20 protein-coding genes and 1 pseudogene are annotated in these 15,471 nt (G+C 37.4%); 9 read left to right on the top strand and 12 right to left on the bottom strand.

What is annotated here, in order from left to right; genetic code table 11:
• Nucleotides 1-23: 23 nt before the first annotated feature.
• Entirely contained in the window at nt 24-923 is a 900-nt protein-coding gene (locus ACEN33_RS02915; protein WP_407089329.1) for a MetQ/NlpA family ABC transporter substrate-binding protein, read from the top strand.
• Between the two features lie 196 nt (nt 924-1,119).
• Complete coding sequence (locus ACEN33_RS02910; RefSeq protein ID WP_407089328.1) at nt 1,120-2,079, top strand: DUF697 domain-containing protein; 960 nt, start codon at nt 1,120-1,122, stop codon at nt 2,077-2,079.
• A 54-nt stretch (nt 2,080-2,133) separates the two neighbouring features.
• Here the strand turns inward: ACEN33_RS02910 and ACEN33_RS02905 are convergent, their stop codons facing one another.
• The gene (locus ACEN33_RS02905; RefSeq protein WP_407089327.1) at nt 2,134-2,568 is read right to left on the bottom strand and encodes a DUF2188 domain-containing protein; all 435 of its coding nucleotides are present in this window, start codon (nt 2,566-2,568) and stop codon (nt 2,134-2,136) included.
• 111 nt (nt 2,569-2,679) lie between these two features.
• On the opposite strand from ACEN33_RS02905, the gene ACEN33_RS02900 reads away from it, so the two are divergent.
• On the top strand, nt 2,680-3,321 hold the full coding sequence (locus ACEN33_RS02900) for an NAD(P)-dependent oxidoreductase (RefSeq protein ID WP_407089326.1): 642 nt from the start codon (nt 2,680-2,682) through the stop codon (nt 3,319-3,321).
• Nucleotides 3,322-3,373: 52 nt separating this feature from the next.
• Here ACEN33_RS02900 and ACEN33_RS02895 read toward each other — a convergent pair whose 3' ends face one another.
• From ACEN33_RS02895 to ACEN33_RS02870, 6 genes are all read right to left on the bottom strand, one after another.
• A complete protein-coding gene (locus ACEN33_RS02895; RefSeq protein WP_407094519.1) occupies nt 3,374-4,450 on the bottom strand; it encodes a serine hydrolase domain-containing protein in 1,077 nt (358 codons plus the stop codon).
• A 125-nt stretch (nt 4,451-4,575) separates the two neighbouring features.
• The gene (locus ACEN33_RS02890; RefSeq protein WP_407089324.1) at nt 4,576-5,355 is read right to left on the bottom strand and encodes a formate/nitrite transporter family protein; all 780 of its coding nucleotides are present in this window, start codon (nt 5,353-5,355) and stop codon (nt 4,576-4,578) included.
• A 174-nt stretch (nt 5,356-5,529) separates the two neighbouring features.
• The gene (locus tag ACEN33_RS02885) at nt 5,530-5,931 is read right to left on the bottom strand and encodes an acetyl-CoA hydrolase/transferase C-terminal domain-containing protein (protein ID WP_407089355.1); all 402 of its coding nucleotides are present in this window, start codon (nt 5,929-5,931) and stop codon (nt 5,530-5,532) included.
• Nucleotides 5,901-6,173 (bottom strand): hypothetical protein, encoded by a 273-nt coding sequence (locus ACEN33_RS02880; protein WP_407094518.1) that lies wholly within the window; start codon nt 6,171-6,173, stop codon nt 5,901-5,903. The genes ACEN33_RS02885 and ACEN33_RS02880 overlap by 31 nt, the downstream gene beginning before the upstream one ends.
• A 16-nt stretch (nt 6,174-6,189) precedes the next feature.
• Nucleotides 6,190-7,371, bottom strand: a complete 1,182-nt coding sequence (locus tag ACEN33_RS02875; RefSeq protein WP_407089322.1) for an acetyl-CoA C-acetyltransferase — start codon at nt 7,369-7,371, stop codon at nt 6,190-6,192.
• 350 nt (nt 7,372-7,721) lie between these two features.
• On the bottom strand, nt 7,722-8,624 hold the full coding sequence (locus ACEN33_RS02870) for a LysR substrate-binding domain-containing protein (protein ID WP_407089354.1): 903 nt from the start codon (nt 8,622-8,624) through the stop codon (nt 7,722-7,724).
• Nucleotides 8,625-8,833: 209 nt separating this feature from the next.
• Between ACEN33_RS02870 and ACEN33_RS02865 the strand changes: the two genes are divergently transcribed.
• Genes ACEN33_RS02865 through ACEN33_RS02855 form a run of 3 tightly spaced genes read left to right on the top strand, consistent with a single transcriptional unit; the run spans nt 8,834 to nt 10,530 of the window.
• The gene (locus tag ACEN33_RS02865; RefSeq protein ID WP_407094517.1) at nt 8,834-10,039 is read left to right on the top strand and encodes an acyl-CoA dehydrogenase family protein; all 1,206 of its coding nucleotides are present in this window, start codon (nt 8,834-8,836) and stop codon (nt 10,037-10,039) included.
• A gap of 21 nt (nt 10,040-10,060) precedes the next feature.
• Nucleotides 10,061-10,228, top strand: a complete 168-nt coding sequence (locus tag ACEN33_RS02860) for a hypothetical protein (RefSeq protein ID WP_407094515.1) — start codon at nt 10,061-10,063, stop codon at nt 10,226-10,228.
• Nucleotides 10,186-10,530, top strand: coding sequence for a MaoC/PaaZ C-terminal domain-containing protein (locus tag ACEN33_RS02855; RefSeq protein WP_407094545.1), 345 nt, complete (start codon nt 10,186-10,188; stop codon nt 10,528-10,530). The genes ACEN33_RS02860 and ACEN33_RS02855 overlap by 43 nt, the downstream gene beginning before the upstream one ends.
• Before the next feature lie 48 nt (nt 10,531-10,578).
• On the opposite strand, the gene ACEN33_RS02850 is transcribed toward ACEN33_RS02855, so the two are convergent.
• From ACEN33_RS02850 to ACEN33_RS02830, 5 genes and pseudogenes are all read right to left on the bottom strand, one after another.
• Nucleotides 10,579-11,013, bottom strand: coding sequence for a GNAT family N-acetyltransferase (locus ACEN33_RS02850; RefSeq protein WP_407089319.1), 435 nt, complete (start codon nt 11,011-11,013; stop codon nt 10,579-10,581).
• A gap of 40 nt (nt 11,014-11,053) precedes the next feature.
• Nucleotides 11,054-11,365: pseudogene (locus tag ACEN33_RS02845) on the bottom strand (M20/M25/M40 family metallo-hydrolase); the annotation flags it as partial.
• A gap of 60 nt (nt 11,366-11,425) precedes the next feature.
• On the bottom strand, nt 11,426-11,599 hold the full coding sequence (locus tag ACEN33_RS02840; protein WP_407094514.1) for a hypothetical protein: 174 nt from the start codon (nt 11,597-11,599) through the stop codon (nt 11,426-11,428).
• A gap of 24 nt (nt 11,600-11,623) precedes the next feature.
• On the bottom strand, nt 11,624-12,169 hold the full coding sequence (locus tag ACEN33_RS02835; protein WP_407094513.1) for a TIGR01440 family protein: 546 nt from the start codon (nt 12,167-12,169) through the stop codon (nt 11,624-11,626).
• Nucleotides 12,170-12,673 (bottom strand): ECF transporter S component, encoded by a 504-nt coding sequence (locus ACEN33_RS02830; RefSeq protein WP_138404591.1) that lies wholly within the window; start codon nt 12,671-12,673, stop codon nt 12,170-12,172. It abuts the gene before it with no gap.
• Nucleotides 12,674-12,841: 168 nt separating this feature from the next.
• Between ACEN33_RS02830 and ACEN33_RS02825 the strand changes: the two genes are divergently transcribed.
• The 3 genes from ACEN33_RS02825 (at nt 12,842) to ACEN33_RS02815 (ending at nt 14,391) form a co-directional block, all read left to right on the top strand.
• A complete protein-coding gene (locus tag ACEN33_RS02825; protein WP_407089317.1) occupies nt 12,842-13,252 on the top strand; it encodes a VOC family protein in 411 nt (136 codons plus the stop codon).
• An 84-nt stretch (nt 13,253-13,336) separates the two neighbouring features.
• The gene (locus ACEN33_RS02820) at nt 13,337-13,840 is read left to right on the top strand and encodes a hypothetical protein (RefSeq protein ID WP_407094512.1); all 504 of its coding nucleotides are present in this window, start codon (nt 13,337-13,339) and stop codon (nt 13,838-13,840) included.
• Between the two features lie 221 nt (nt 13,841-14,061).
• Entirely contained in the window at nt 14,062-14,391 is a 330-nt protein-coding gene (locus ACEN33_RS02815; RefSeq protein WP_138404593.1) for a DsrE family protein, read from the top strand.
• The last annotated feature ends 1,080 nt before the right edge of the window (nt 14,392-15,471 follow it).

Genomic DNA, 15,471 nt, shown 5'->3' with positions numbered 1-15,471 from the left:
ATTAAATTTAAAGGAGAATGTAAATGTTTAAAAAAAGTTTATTAGTTAGCGCGTTAGCATTATTAGTTGGAGGTTTTGCTCCAGCAGCCGAGAATGTGTCAGCTCAAGAAGAGGAAAATGTATTAAAAGTTGCTTCTCACTTACCTCCAATGACTGATGTCGTTGAAATCGCTAGTGAAGTTATTGCAGAACCATATTCAATCGAATTAGTTGAGGTTTCTGACAACATTCAATATAACGAAGCTTTATTAAATGATGAAGTCTACGCAAACTTTGCTCAACACGAGCCATTCGCTGAAATTTTTAACGAAGAGCGCGATGGAGACTTAGTTGCAATCCAACCGGTTTATAATGCAGTGGTTGGTTTCTACTCATCGGTTTACGATTCAATTGACCAAATTGAAGATGGTGCTGAAGTAGCAATTCCTTCAGATATTACAAACGAAGGTCGTGCATTATTAATTTTAGAAGATCATGATTTAATTTCTTTAAATGATGAGGCTGGTTTATTCCCAACTGTTGAAGATATTGAAGAGAATCCTCATAACTTAGAATTCACTCACATTGACTTATTAAATTTAACAGGTGCTTATGAAGATGGGATTGAATTAGTATTCAACTACCCTACTTACATCGCAAGTATTGATTTAACAACTGATGACGCATTAATCTTAGAAGACGAAGATGATAATACTTATGCAATTCAACTAGTTATTCGTGAAGGAAATCTTGATACTGACGCTACAGAAGCACTTCAAGCCGCTTTTACTTCTCCAGAAGTATTAGAATTCCTAGATGAATTAGCTGCTGAAAAACACCTTGCGCCAGCGTTTAGCTTAGATGGCGAAGAAGATGCGGATGAAGATGATGCAGAAGACGCAGATGAGGATAGTTCTGAGTCTGAAGAAGAGTCTGCTGAATAATTTGATATTTTTTACACAAGCAGTGCTTATTGAAAAATAAGTGCTGTTTTTTTGTGGTGTGGTGAGGTTGGTGTGTCCCTGACTTTTTCTCAGGGCCATATTTTTCTCATTTTTTTGAAATATAAGTCTCTGGGCTGATAGTTTTATGGTATATTTACTGTAAAATAATTATGATAACATTGAAAGGACTGATCTTATGACAGATTGGTGGAAAGATATTAAGCGCGTCCTAATGGGGCTTGCCGCTGTATTAGGTTTACTATTCATCGTATTCGTTATTAATCAATTTATATTACTTTATCAATTTCTATCCTTACTTCATCCGATACTTGCTATTATTGTATTGAGTGTCATTGGAATTGGCATTCTATATTTCATCTATTCGATGACAAAACAATTAATGAAAAGTCCGAAAGTATTAGAATTGGAAGATGATGCGACGGAAGAAAAGTATGAGGAGTACATTGACAAGACGCTCGATTTATTAAAGAAAAATCCTCGTCTGGTCAATCTTGAAGTCGATGAGGAATTGCCGAAACAAGAACAAGTAGAGTTGTATTTTAAAGAATTAGATGAATTATCGATGCCTCTTATCAAGCAAAATGCAAATGCGATTTTCCTAAGTACGGCGATTTCACAAAATGGTTCCCTAGACAGCCTCGTTGTTCTATTCTCATTACTGAGAATGGTTTGGCAAATTGCGCGAATTTATGAAACACGCCCGTCCCTTGCCAGCTTAGCCAAGTTATATATGCAAGTGGCGAGTGTTGTGTTAATGGCGCGCACCATTGAAGATGCAGATTTAATTGAGTATCAATTAGAACCACTGATTACAACCATCGTTGGTGAAAGTATTGCCTCAGCCATCCCTGGTATGGTACCCATCGCTAATCTGGTTGTGAGTTCATTAATGGAAGGTGCTGTAAACTCATTCCTGACTATGCGTGTTGGTATTATTACCCAAGATTTCCTCGGACATATTCGCCCTACCGACAAACATAATATTCGTCGCTCTGCTTCATTGCAGTCAATGAAATTTATGGGATCAATTATTAAAGACAATAGTAAAGTGGTCGTTAAGACTGTTGGCAATGCTGTTCGTAAAGCAAGTGTTGGAACAGCTAAACGTTGGTTTAACTTTGGTGAAAGTAAATAGTGTTTCAAAATAAAAAGGATTGTTGCCAACGCATAGGCAACAATCCTTTTTTAACTAATCTTGTTTCATTCCATCTTTTGTATAACTAATCACGTTTTCATCACGATTCTCGGCGATTTCTTTGGCGCGCTCTATCGCGTCTGATTTTTTATCAAAGGTGTCACTCGCTCTTTCGGCGTCAACCGTCTTCACTTTCCACTGTTCATCTTCGTAAAAGACTTCAACATCATTATCTAACAAATCCGGATCGGCGCTACTTGTATCGTGGTCATCGTCTTTTTGTGGATTTGCTTCTTTCTCAAAGGCGTCGCGTTCGCTTTGGCTTGCATTGTTGTACCAATCTTTTCCCTCATTAATCGCAATCGGGATGGCACGGTCGTCTTCATAACCACTCTCTTCGAGGGCATTCGCAATGTCGATAATTTTCTTTCTCAACAACTGTTCAAAGTTTTTCAATGAGTCTGGGTAATCTTGCATATTCCAAGGCATTGTCACCACTCCTTCTCTTTTACCCCATTATACAACTCAAAATCGCACAATCCTATTAATTGCATTTGAATGTATTTCCCAACTATAATATATAGTAAAGGGGAGATTTATATGAAAATAGCTATTATTGGTGCAACAGGGAAAGCTGGAACAGAGTTATTCAAAGAAGCAACAGGACGTGACCACGAAGTCACTGCTGTAGTTCGAAACGCTGAAAAAGCCGCAGACCTTTTAGGTTCAGATGCGAATACAATTGTGAAAGATGCCTTTGATTTGACTCGTGATGATTTACAAGGCTTTGATGTGATTGTCAATGCGTTTGCGACTGCTCCTCAAACTGCATATTTACACGTTGATTTAGCTGCAAAATTGGTTCACTTATTCCGTGAAACAACGACCACTCGCCTGTTCTTTATTCTAGGTGCTGGTAGCTTACTTGATGAAAATGATGAGTTGTTTGTCGAAACGATTCGTCAAGATCCTAATTCATCTGCCTTTATTAATGTCCCAGAAGCGCAACTTCAAGAGTTAAACTTCTTACGTGATGTAAACGATGTAAAATGGGTTGGTGTATCTCCAGGGGCTCGACTTATTGAAGGTGAGCAAACAAATTACACGTCAGGAATCGACCATATCTTACAAAATGATAATGGCGAATCAATCACAACTTACAGTACGCTTGCGAAAGCAATTATAGATGAGGTTGAAGCACCTAAGTATCATAAACAACGATTCACAGTTATTAATAAATAAATATAGAAATAACCGCCTTGAGGCTAGACCACAAGGCGGTTTTTAATTTGTGTTATAAAGCTTCTAACTTCTCCATCAGTAACAAACTTCCGAGTAAATTTGACGGAATTCCTTGATCCATCGCAACATTGGATAGAACGACAACACCAACACCTTCCGCTTTATTAAAGCCAATGTAAGAGGTGTAACCACCGGTTCCTCCGTCATGCCAAATAATATCCTCCTCTTGATTGAGCATCCATTGATAAGCAACGGCATCAATTCGAATTCCTAAATCGCCATTGTCACCTGAAGTGGCATTCACTTCTCTGAGTGGATCATGAGACGCTTGAATTTCAGCATTCGCTTCTGAAAGTTGCAAGTCCAAGTAACTTAACATGTCCTCGATGTTTGATATTAAAGCCCCTGCCGGGACATATGCTTCCGTGTCTTTTGACCAGCACCAGTTATTTCCTAATGTCGTTTCTTCCTCAAATAAATACGTCTCTTCTAGTCTTAAGTCTTCACTTAGATAATTTTCCAGTAACACAGCATAATTTTCCTCGTAAATACTTTCCAAGACCAGTCCTAATACACCGGCATTAAAATTCGAATATTGAAAAGCTTGCTCGCCTACTTTTGTCGTATTTTCAGCAACTTCTTCAAGCATCATCTCGCGGGTCACACCATGATATGGGTTAGCGCCTTGTGTTAAATTATCAATGATGATTTCATTTTCAAAGAAAGTGGGGTATCCGGATGTATGAGTCAGTAATTGTCGGATGGTTGGGTAGTCAGTATCTTCCGGTAGGTTTAAATACTCACTGATTGAGTCGTCGATGTTTAATAAACCCTCTTCAACCGCGCGAGCAACTAAAGTACCGGTAAAAGTTTTAGTGATCGAGCCGACTTCATAAGCATGTATTGGCTTTGACTCATCTATACCCTCCTTTGTATAAACTTGAAAGTCTGTTTGACCCTTTTCTATATAACCGATGGTAATAATAGCGTCGTCACTGGCATTTACGGCTTCTTCAATCACACTATCAAAGCTCGGTCGGTCTTGAGAAAGGCTAGGCACTGTTATTAATGCAGAAAGCAGAACGATAGTGGCTAGTCCCCATTTGATGAACCGTCGGTTTAATTTCATTATAATAAACTCCTCTAATTTAAGTCATTGAATCTGTCATCTATTATACTGAAACATCTTAGTATTATAACCCTTTTTGCATAAAAAAAGATTCCTGTACTGTGACAGAAATCTGAGTATTTATATTAGTCTAAGTAATTAGTTTTCGTTGAATCTAACCAAGCATAACCTAAGCCCATGATGAGTCCTCCGCCGATATAGTTAGCAACAAAGACGAGTAACCAATGCATGATAACATTACCGAATGTGAAACTGTCAATAACACCTGGATTTGTGAACATAACTAATGAGAATCCACCAAAGTTTGCAATCACGTGTTCGAAGCCAAAATAACAAAAGATAAAAATAATTGCTACGACAAATAAAATTTTAGCGCTTGTTTCCTTAATTCGAACCGATCCAATAATGGCAATATTCACTAGAATATTCGCGATGATTCCGTCGAAAAACATGGCTCCGTATGGTTTGGCTAGCTTTTTTTCAATCGCATTATACATATAATGTGTTGCCTCTAAATTGCTAAATAAAGTGGTGCGACTCAACATAAAAGCAATTGCCATACTCCCCAGTAAATTAAATAACGTACACACTAGCAAAATACCCACTGCAGACCGCGCTGGAATCGCTTTGCGGTATGTGGCATTTGTTAAAAACATCATATTAGATGTGGCTAATTCTCCATTGAGTAAGATAATCGTCACTAAGCCCCATGGGAAAAGAAGCGCATAAATGGCCCGACCAATGACTGGATCAATGCCACTAAAGTGGTTGGCAGCAATAAAGGCCACCGCTGATCCTAAGGTCAAATACATTCCTGCATACATCGCCCTCACAGCATATCTTAGAAATTCTGAACGATATAAAACCTCTTTTTTCTTAGCAACGTCATCGATATAATTATTCATCCTAATCTATCTCCCCCATAAATTTTACACTACTACTATAGCACATTTTTTATGAGATAGAAGCAATTCCATAAAAATTATTTATGAAAATTTCGAAATATTAAAAGCCACTGAGGACTTAATCACAGTTTCATATCCGTGATTCAAGTACCTAAATGACTTTCATAATATATATTAAACAATTGCAGCAACTGATTCTTCAACTTCTAAGTAGCCCATTTCAATGGCTTGTTGACGTAATTCATCTCTAAATTTTGGATGAGCAATATTAATTAATGCTTCTGTACGTTCAAAAACTGTCTTCCCTTTCAATTGTACTGCTCCATATTCTGTTACGACTGTATCAATATCATTTTTTGTCGTTGATACGGGTGATCCTGCGTGGAGAACTGGCACTATCGTTGAGATTGAATCATTCTTGGCTGTTGAATAAAGGCATATAATTCCTTTACCTGCCTTAGATAAGCGAACCCCTTTTGTAAAGTCAGATTGGCCACCTGTAGAAGAATAATAAGTATCTTGAACACGTTGAGAGTTACATTGTCCTAAGAAATCAACTTGAACACTTGAGTTAATGAAATACTTGCCAGTGACGGAAATTGTTTAGAAACGATTTGAATTACTTTTATAAAGGTGTAAAAATCCTCTGTCTCTGATTCTTGAGAAAGTAATAATCGAAAGATGTCACGCTTAAAGAAGTAATCAACATACTCTGTAGGAAATTCTTCCGTCGCATCATAATGCTTTGTTACTCGAGCTAACTCATCATTCGTGTATTGGGTAATTTCTTCTAATAAAGCATGAGACTCTTTCGACATTACACATTCTCCTTTTTTATGGTCGTTTAACGATTAAGGCAATCCCTTGCCCGCCACCGATACATAATGTAGCGAGCCCTGTTTTAGAATCACGTTTTATCATTTCGTGTAATAATGTCACAGTAATTCGTGCACCACTTGCCCCAATTGGGTGTCCTAGAGCGATTGAACCACCATTGACGTTGACAATATCTGTATCTAATTCTAATTCTTTAATCACACTTAATGCTTGTGCCGCGAAAGCTTCATTCGCTTCAATTAACTCAATGTCCTCTAAGCTCATATTTGCTTTAGCTAATACTCGGCGTGTAGCTGGGATTGGACCTGTCCCCATAATTTTTGGATCTACCCCGCCACTTGCGTAAGCGACGATTGAAGCTATTGGTGTTAAACCTAATGCTTCTGCTTTTTCTTTTGACATCAAAATAAGTATCGCAGCACCATCGTTGATTCCAGATGAATTACCTGCAGTAACAGATCCGTCTTTTGCGAAGGCTGGACGTAATTTCCCTAAAGATTCCATCGTTGATCCAAAACGTGGGAATTCATCAGTATCAACCATCACTGGTTCACCTTTACGTTGTGGAACGGCAATTGGAACGATTTCGTCTTTGAAACGTCCAGCTTTGATTGCTGCTTCTGCACGGTTTTGACTTGACACGGCTAACTCGTCTTCCATTTCACGAGTTAATCCAAATTTTTCTGCGACATTCTCAGCTGTCACACCCATATGGATATCATCAAAAGCGTCTATTAAACCATCTTTTAAGATAGTATCAACAATTTGACCGTCTCCCATACGTTTACCCCAACGTTGGTCGTTTAATACGTAGGGTGCTTGACTCATACTTTCTGTTCCACCCGCAATAACAACTTCATTGTCTCCGGCTAGGATTGATTGTGCTGCTAAAGCAACAGTTTTAAGTCCTGATCCGCACACTTTGTTCACTGTAAATGCAGGAACTTCTTTTGGAATACCTGATTTAATAGCGATTTGGCGCGCAACGTTTTGTCCTAATCCTCCACTAAGTACATTTCCTAAGATCACTTCGTTAATCTCTTGAGGGTCTAAGTTGATGTCTTTAATACTTTCTTTCACTACTTGTGTTGCTAAATCCACAGCAGAAACATTTTTGAATGCTCCCCCAAAGCTTCCGATTGGCGAACGACGTGCTGATACAATTACTACTTCTGTCATTTTGCTTCCTCCATTTTTATATATGTCTTAGTTTCATTTATTAAGCGTTTACAATTATAATTCTAATGCTTGCATCGATGAATTTCTAACATACTAAATTTATCGTTTCTATAAGCTCGACTTATATCTCATTTGAAGGGCTTATTGATACCCATTTTGTGTGTTGGGGTTTGTCGGGAAATTATAGTTTTCATAAAATTTTTGTATAGAAAATGTGGGATGGAGGTCAGTAGTTTGAGGTCATATAGTGTCACTTTTCGAGGATATTCAATCACAAAAAAATAGCATCAGCAAGATCACCTCACCAACACTATCTTAAAATTAATTATTGTTCGTCTAACTTAAATTCATTACGCGACAGGTTGATAGAAGAAGTCGAGCATATTTTCAAGCAGGATTTCTTCAACGTCGCTATAAGGTTTTTTCTTAGATCGACATAATAAGACGTTAAATGGTACGAAATCATGGAAATGCTTCACCGCAAATTCAACGCTACTCAAGAAACGATCTACTGGCTTTGGTAGGATGGTTACGATTTCATTATTACGCGTCGCTTCGATTAAATAATCCCATGAAGCAGACGTAAACATCACATCATTGGGCACATTGTTTTCGGTTAATTTACTTTTTACTTGCAAATGCGTTGTAAAAGTATCATTAAATGTCGCTAAACTATAAGGCTTTAATTGCGACCAGTTCAACAAATCATCAGAAGCTAAAGGATGGTTCACATCCATAAAGGCTGTCATTTCATTAATGTCAATCACATGTTGTTCGAAACCTTTCAGGTCTAAGTTCGTCGGTTCAATTAAAAATGCGAAATCAAGATCGTTATTAATCAACATATGTCTGAGATCATTACAGCCACCTTCGGTAACTTCAATGCGGATGTCTGGATGTTCTAACACAAAGTTTGGTAAATACGTTGAAAAGTAAACTCGCAATATTAAAGATGGAATGCCTAGTCGAATGGTTCCTTTTTGTTTAGAAGCCTCTCTTCTCACTAGCTCTTCCATCTCTATACTTTTTTGCGTAATATCTTGAGCATAGCGATATATCTTTTCTCCACTTTCAGTGAGTTCATCTAATCGTCCATTTTTTCTTTTAAATAGTTCGACTTCTTCTTCTTTTTCAAAATTTGTAATGAATTGGCTCAAAGCTGATTGACTAATGTGAATCTTCTTTGCAGCTAATGATAAATTGCAACCACATTCGACAATATTTATGAAATAATTCATTTGATTTATATCCATTCTCATAAAAATTTCAAACTCCTTTTTGCTTACATAAGATAGGTTACTTCTTTTTTAATCGCTTGTAAACGCTTATTTTTAAAAATATCATAAGCTGAGCTAATACGATGTTTAATTATTAGTAATTAGTAATTCTCGCAAAATGGTTATACTATAGTCTTGTAAGCGTTTATATACAAATTAATTTAACCAAAAAAGGAGCAATTTTTATGACAACAAAAGCAGATATCGTAAAGGAATTATATCCAGAAGATTTATATGGATATGCAGAGAAATTAACTGATGGCGAAATTGAAGTATTACAAGAAGTTCGTGAAGCTTTAGAAACTCACGTGCGTCCAGTCATCGCTGAGTACTGGGAGAAAGCTGATTTTCCATTTGAAGCATTTAAAAAAGTTAGTGATGTTGGAATTATAAATAATCCTAAGTTATATGTTGACCGTGAAGGAAAACGTAAACCAAGCGAATTATATACAGCTTTCTTATACTTAGAATTAGCCCGTTTCGATGCATCCATCGCTACTTTCTACACTGTTCACGGTGGATTATGCTACAACACGATTTTAATTGGTGGAGATGACCGTCAAATCGAAGAATTCGCACCAAAATTAGCTTCATTTGAATGGCAAGGATGCTTTGGCTTAACTGAACCAGATCACGGTTCTGATATTGCAGGTGGCTTGGCTACAACGGCTCGTCGTGAGGGAGACAACTGGATTCTTAACGGAGAAAAACGTTGGATTGGTGGCGCGGATACTGCGGATGTTATTCCAATTTTCGCACGTGACGTTGAAGATAACCGCATCAAATGTTTCATCGTTCGTAAAGGTGCCGAAGGTTATGAGGCTAACCCAATTCCACACAAAGGGTCTTTACGCGCAATCCGTAACGCACACATTAAATTAGAAGACGTTGTTGTGCCTGAAACAGACCGCTTAGCTAACATTAACGGCTTTGGTGATGTTGCGAAAATCTTAGTCTTCACTCGTGCAGATGTGTCTCATATCGTGACGGGTGTGACAGCAGGTGCTTTCATTTCAGCATTAAAATACGTCAAAGAACGCGACCAATTCGGAAGAAAATTAGGTGGCTTCCAATTAGTTCAAGAAAAATTAGCCCGTATGCAAGCAAACGTTGTTGCTAACATTGGCTACTCAGTGCGCTTAGCTGAAATACAAGAAACAGAACGTCCATCAACGTTAAATTCGTCTCTAGCAAAAATGCACAACTCACTGACAATGCGTGAAACTGTTGCAATGGCGCGTGAAGTTTGTGGTGGTAATGGTATTACCCTAGAATCTGAAGTAATGCGTTTCTTCGCAGATGCAGAAGCCATCTACACTTACGAAGGAACACATGAAGTAAACGCATTAATAGTCGGTCGTGAGTTAACAGGTTTAGGTGCATTTACATAAAATAAAAAATGAGGGGTAAATATGAATAGTCAAATAGTCCGTTTAGAAGATTTAAAGATTGGAGACAAAATAGATAATGGCTCCTATCAAATTAGTCGAGAGGAAATCATTGATTTTGCGCAAAATATGATCCTCAGTTTTATCACATTAATGAAGATAAAGCGAAGAACTACCCGTTTAAAGGTTTAATTGCAAGTGGTTGGCACACAGCATCTATTGCTATGGGGATTATAGTTCGATCATTAAACATTGAGCACGGTATGATTGGTTCGATGGTCAACCTATCTTGGCCAAATCCAACTCGACCGGATGATATTCTATACGTTAAAACTGAGATTCTGGATATCAAGCCTTCTAAATCAAAACCATATCAAGCAGTCGTAGAAGTAAACTGGATTGTAAAAAATCAAAAAGATGACATTCTTCTAAAAACAAAATCGACAACACTTATGTTCTATGAAAACCCCAGAAACCATTCGAAAAATTCTTAAGCAAAAAGTCCTAGAAAAGAGTTATCTCTTCTAGGACTTTTCCTTTAGTTAATAGTTTGGTAGGCGTTTGTATAAAGCATATTTAGTCAGACCACGTCTTGGGTAATCATTCATTGAACCTGATAATGTGTAACCTAATTTCTGATAGAAATCTAAGGCTTGATAACTCAAGGTTGATAAGGAAACAGTATGTACTCCAATCGATTCAGCATACTGCTCCATTTCCTTTAATAACCCTGTTCCAATTTGTTGACCACGATACGCTTTTTCTACAGCTAATGCATTCACATGCGCTGTCTCAAATTGTTTTGTAAAGGCGATGCCGCCTGCAAAACCAGATTCATTCACGGCTTCAATCGCATACAGTTTAGATTCTAAATTCTCATGTTCTGGATAATTTTCTAACGTATGCGCATCTATTAAGGTATCTATCTTCACAAGAGAGACCTCAGGAATTTGTGCTTGAGTGTATCTCATCGTCATAATTCATTCACCCTCCATTGAATTTGTACGCGTCGTTCAATTATTTGCCTTCAGCAAATTTTGTAATCAGTTCAATATAAATATCCACAAAGTTAAAATAAGCGTCTTTATCATTCAGTAAATTCGATGTGTCTGTGACATCACCTGTTGGTTCAGCAATAATCATTGCTTCAATGTCACCCCTGTAGCCATTTTCATGTAAATATTTTGACCCGTGTTGCGCACTTTCCTCACCCGCAGTAAATAATAAGCGTAGCGTTCCTGGAGGAAAGGCATTGGCCTCTTTAATTTCAATCATCGCAGTGACTAGTGCTATTAATCCTGCTTTCATATCCGAAGTACCGTGTCCATGTAGCTTATCGTCTTATTCACTTAAGACAAAGGGATCATGTATCCAATCAGTAGCATCTCCTTATGACACCACATCCATATGGTTTAAAATTTCCATCACGGGGCTACCGCTTCCGAATTCAGCCACTACATTGGCGCGTGCTTCATCGACTTCGATTTCATTTCTATTCACTGATTTAATCGCAAATAAATCTTTTATTAGTGATATCTTTTCTTCATTTGAAAAAAGACTCATACATTCCGCTCCTTAATGTTTTCCTTAATTAGCGTACTGTGCGCGAGGTCCCCCAATGAATTTTGGTCGAGTTCTTAAAGCAGTTACATGGGCTGAGCCTAATTTCTTAATGCTTGGGCGCACGGGTACTTGAACATGTTTAACATGCATGCCAATTGCCGTGTCTCCAATGTCTAATCCAGCTTGCGCGACAATGTGTTCGACGACAACAGGATCCCTAAAGTATTTGAAGGCTGCCACCGACGCTGCACCTCCAGCATTTAAAGCTGGTACAACAAACACTTCGTCTAAGTCAGCTTGCTTTGCAAAGGCGCGTTCAACAACAAGCGCTCTGTTCAAATGCTCGCATCCTTGAACGGCTAAATTAATTTGATGCTGGTCTAAATACTCTTTCAGTGTTGAGACAATGAGTTCGCCGACTTCTTGACTGGAATTTTTCCCAATCATGCCTCCAACAACTTCACTTGTACTACACCCTAAAACAAAAGTATTCCCTGCTTGTAATTGGGCTGCCTCTAGTACATCTTCTACAATTTGAATTAAATCATTCGTTAACTTATCAGTGTTCATTTAATTACCTTCTTTTGCTGGATTAAAACTTGTTTTCTTAAGACCTTTTAACATGGCGATCGTGACTAAACTTCCAAAAACTGTCTGAACAAGATTCCCTGGAATTGACGCCATCGCTGCTGGCCAAGTATATAGTAACATGGTTGCTAAGAAGTAGCCGACAATCATGCTCGCACTTCCAAGTACTAAGCTCATACTTAGTTTAAAGGAACTTGTTAATTTTTGATATAAATATCCAACTAACAATCCTTGAATACCATGGATGATGATTGAGAATAAAGCCCATTGAGGTGCGCCAGTTAATATATCAATAAGTCCACCACTCAATGCCCCAACCCAAAAGCCACCTGCGGGACCAAGTAAGACTGCACTTAAATATATACCCGCCTCACATAATGTAACAAATCCGTTCATTGCTGGAACCGGAATAATCACTAATAGGGAAATAGCAGTCGTTAAAGCAGTTAACAACGCGATTTTAACTAAATTATTTGTTTTAAACATTCCCATTCACCTCACTTTGTATTCTATTATTATAATACAAATTTGACCCTTTTTATACGCTTATTAGAAATTAATTAGAAACAGTCGCTTTCATTGTTCGACTGATTGTATTATTTTGTTTTGATATTTTGGAGTGGTAAAATAAAGAAAACATTAGGAGTGTATATTGTGAAAAACATTATCCCATCATTATGGTTCTCAGATAACAATTGTGAAGAAGCGCTTAATTATTATGTTTCTATTTTTCCTAATTCAGAAGTCACGTCCATCGAATATTATCCGGATGAGTCTTTAAATGAACATTTTAAAGGCATGGCTGGCAAAGTTATTAATGCTGAATTTGTATTGAATGGCCAGAAATTTATTGGTCTAGATGGCGGTCCGTATTTCCGATTTAACGAAGCAATTTCATTTACGATTGCTTGCGAAGATCAGGAGGAGATTGACTACTACTGGTCAAAAATATCTCACGTTCCAGAAAGTGAGCAATGTGGTTGGGTTAAGGATGCGTACGGTCTTTCTTGGCAAATTATCCCGAGTCACTTAAATGAATTGCAACAAACTTACGCTCAAATTTAAACCTAGATGAATACGAAGAAAATTATTATAAGCAACTTGGAAGCAGCAGTTTTGGAAAACTAAATTTTATCACTGGAGGTAACTATGCAACATCATTTAACTATTCAAGAAGCTATTTTTACTTTATCAAATTTTAATAAACAAATTGACCAACTTACTTACCGTTTCCGCTCAAATTTCTTTGGACCGGTGAAAGTGGACGGTAAGCCAATTGCCCATGATGATAAAGCTAAATCGAATGAAGAAGAATTGGTAAAATACAAACAACTGATTACCGACATAAGCGCTCTGCGTCACGCCATCGCAAAGGCAAATAATGAAATCATAGTAGAAAATCATAGTGTCACTTATCAGCTCGAATGGGTTCGTCAAACGCGTTTACTATTAACACAACTTGAGAATCTAATTCAACGCCAAGAAACACGCGTTGAGACGGGGGTTGGCGTGGTCGAATATAGTGCTTATAATGAGACATCGATTCGTGAAGACATTGACCGACTTACGAAAGAAGTTAATAAAATTTCTTCTTTAATCGATCAATCGAATGCAAACTCTATGATTTCAATTGATTTACTCACTGAGATTTAACACTTTTGGCAGAGTCTTTGTGTACTTAAAACTAGATTGAACGGTTGCGACTGACGATTAATTTAATATTACGATTAAAGTTTAACGATTAAAAACCACTGCAGCTGATAAATATAAAGACTCGATGGATTGTTTACGCAATCAAAAACTTTTTGCCGGCAGAAGTTTTGCCTTTACACGCTGGTTTATTTCTATTTTTTCAAAAGTAAAGAGGTGAAACGATGAAAAAAGTCATATTTCATGCTCACGAATTAGAGGATTGGTCAAAAGTTATTGCTAGTGCTAGAAATGCCTTAGCTGATTTAGTTAATGTTGATATAGTTATTCTTGGAAACGGACCTGCCGTACAAATTGTCAGTCACCCTGACATTGCTTCGAAAGCCGAGCCTTTATTAGAAAAAGGTGTTACTTTCGAGTTATGCGGACATGCTTTGGCTGCACAAGAATTAACACAAGAACAAGCAGAAGCGATTCACTTTACTTACGTCCCAAGCGGCGTGGTTGAACTGATTGCCCGCCAAGAAGACGGCTATGCATATATACGCGCGTAAATAACAGCCCTCCCCGTTCAGTATTGACGCTGAGTGAGGTGGGCTGGTTTTTCGTTTTGGTTGGTTGTTGGATTCGTGTCCTTGAGATTTTTTCGGGACACTAATTCACCCACTTTACAAATTATAAAACCTAACCTCTCCTAAGTATATGAAATAAACTTAACAAAACGTTTAGTACTGGTATTCCGTACCCAAGAATATAACTCATGATGCGGTAAAATCGAGTATATATTTTCACTAAATATTTTTCATAATAAACGGACACTGCATACAAAATATACAATGATAAATTGAATAAGACTAAGTTATATAATACAAGCATAACTAAAGCCACTGTCCATTGTTTATCAGCTGAAATTAAGACCGTTAAATAGCCGATGTATGGCAAAGCGCTTGTGAGCTCTGCCAAACAAGACAATACGCCAACTCCAAATAATTGAACGGCTGACAAATTCTTTGGCGTAGGATTTATTTCCTTATCCTTAATCTCTGCTTTATTATTTCTCGCTGAAAAATAGTGATAAAACGATAAATGATTAGCATCACACCTAGAACATTTAGTGTAAGCGGGATTAAAAATAGGTAGTTCGTCTGCGCTGATTCAAATTAATTTCGGATAATTTGAGCTATACCAAAGTAAAATAACAGCCCAAAAATATAAGTCAAGATTGAATGCTTACTTTTCTCGGTAGATTGTAATACAAACTGTTGTGAAATAGCAATTGGATTTAAACTTTCAACCAAACCAGCACCAATCCTAATACCTAATAATGATAAAACATATCCCTTCTTTTTTAGAAAAACAAAAAAGAATAGACATCCAATTATGTACACGTTGGCCTACGTACAAAAATGGGTTCTTGAATTTTTGGTGTTGGTGAGAGAAATCTCACTGACACCTTTTTTTGTATGTACACAAAAGCCAGTGAATTCCTATATAATAAAGTTACCATACATTACTAAAAGGAGAATTCACTTGGCTCATATGAATTATATCGCAGACTTACTAAATATTAAAGATAAACATGTTCAACTTCAAGATGACATCATGGAGGAAATGCACAAGGGGGTGCGGTGTAA

Source organism: Ruoffia sp. FAM 24228 (assembly GCF_045528575.1).
Classification (GTDB): domain Bacteria; phylum Bacillota; class Bacilli; order Lactobacillales; family Aerococcaceae; genus Ruoffia; species Ruoffia halotolerans.
This window is presented reverse-complemented; position numbering and strand designations above follow the sequence as displayed.

Bases quoted from the DNA above. Each gene is read 5' to 3' on its own strand.
- ACEN33_RS02820 (WP_407094512.1), top strand. From the start codon at position 13,337: ATGCAACATCATTTAACTATTCAAGAAGCTATTTTTACTTTATCAAAT.
- ACEN33_RS02835 (WP_407094513.1), bottom strand. From the start codon at position 12,169: ATGAACACTGATAAGTTAACGAATGATTTAATTCAAATTGTAGAAGAT.
- ACEN33_RS02830 (WP_138404591.1), bottom strand. From the start codon at position 12,673: ATGTTTAAAACAAATAATTTAGTTAAAATCGCGTTGTTAACTGCTTTA.
- ACEN33_RS02850 (WP_407089319.1), bottom strand. From the start codon at position 11,013: ATGACGATGAGATACACTCAAGCACAAATTCCTGAGGTCTCTCTTGTG.
- ACEN33_RS02915 (WP_407089329.1), top strand. From the start codon at position 24: ATGTTTAAAAAAAGTTTATTAGTTAGCGCGTTAGCATTATTAGTTGGA.
- ACEN33_RS02895 (WP_407094519.1), bottom strand. From the start codon at position 4,450: ATGAAATTAAACCGACGGTTCATCAAATGGGGACTAGCCACTATCGTT.
- ACEN33_RS02815 (WP_138404593.1), top strand. From the start codon at position 14,062: ATGAAAAAAGTCATATTTCATGCTCACGAATTAGAGGATTGGTCAAAA.
- ACEN33_RS02860 (WP_407094515.1), top strand. From the start codon at position 10,061: ATGAATAGTCAAATAGTCCGTTTAGAAGATTTAAAGATTGGAGACAAA.
- ACEN33_RS02865 (WP_407094517.1), top strand. From the start codon at position 8,834: ATGACAACAAAAGCAGATATCGTAAAGGAATTATATCCAGAAGATTTA.
- ACEN33_RS02890 (WP_407089324.1), bottom strand. From the start codon at position 5,355: ATGAATAATTATATCGATGACGTTGCTAAGAAAAAAGAGGTTTTATAT.
- ACEN33_RS02870 (WP_407089354.1), bottom strand. From the start codon at position 8,624: ATGGATATAAATCAAATGAATTATTTCATAAATATTGTCGAATGTGGT.
- ACEN33_RS02900 (WP_407089326.1), top strand. From the start codon at position 2,680: ATGAAAATAGCTATTATTGGTGCAACAGGGAAAGCTGGAACAGAGTTA.
- ACEN33_RS02905 (WP_407089327.1), bottom strand. From the start codon at position 2,568: ATGCCTTGGAATATGCAAGATTACCCAGACTCATTGAAAAACTTTGAA.
- ACEN33_RS02840 (WP_407094514.1), bottom strand. From the start codon at position 11,599: ATGAGTCTTTTTTCAAATGAAGAAAAGATATCACTAATAAAAGATTTA.
- ACEN33_RS02875 (WP_407089322.1), bottom strand. From the start codon at position 7,371: ATGACAGAAGTAGTAATTGTATCAGCACGTCGTTCGCCAATCGGAAGC.
- ACEN33_RS02910 (WP_407089328.1), top strand. From the start codon at position 1,120: ATGACAGATTGGTGGAAAGATATTAAGCGCGTCCTAATGGGGCTTGCC.
- ACEN33_RS02880 (WP_407094518.1), bottom strand. From the start codon at position 6,173: ATGTCGAAAGAGTCTCATGCTTTATTAGAAGAAATTACCCAATACACG.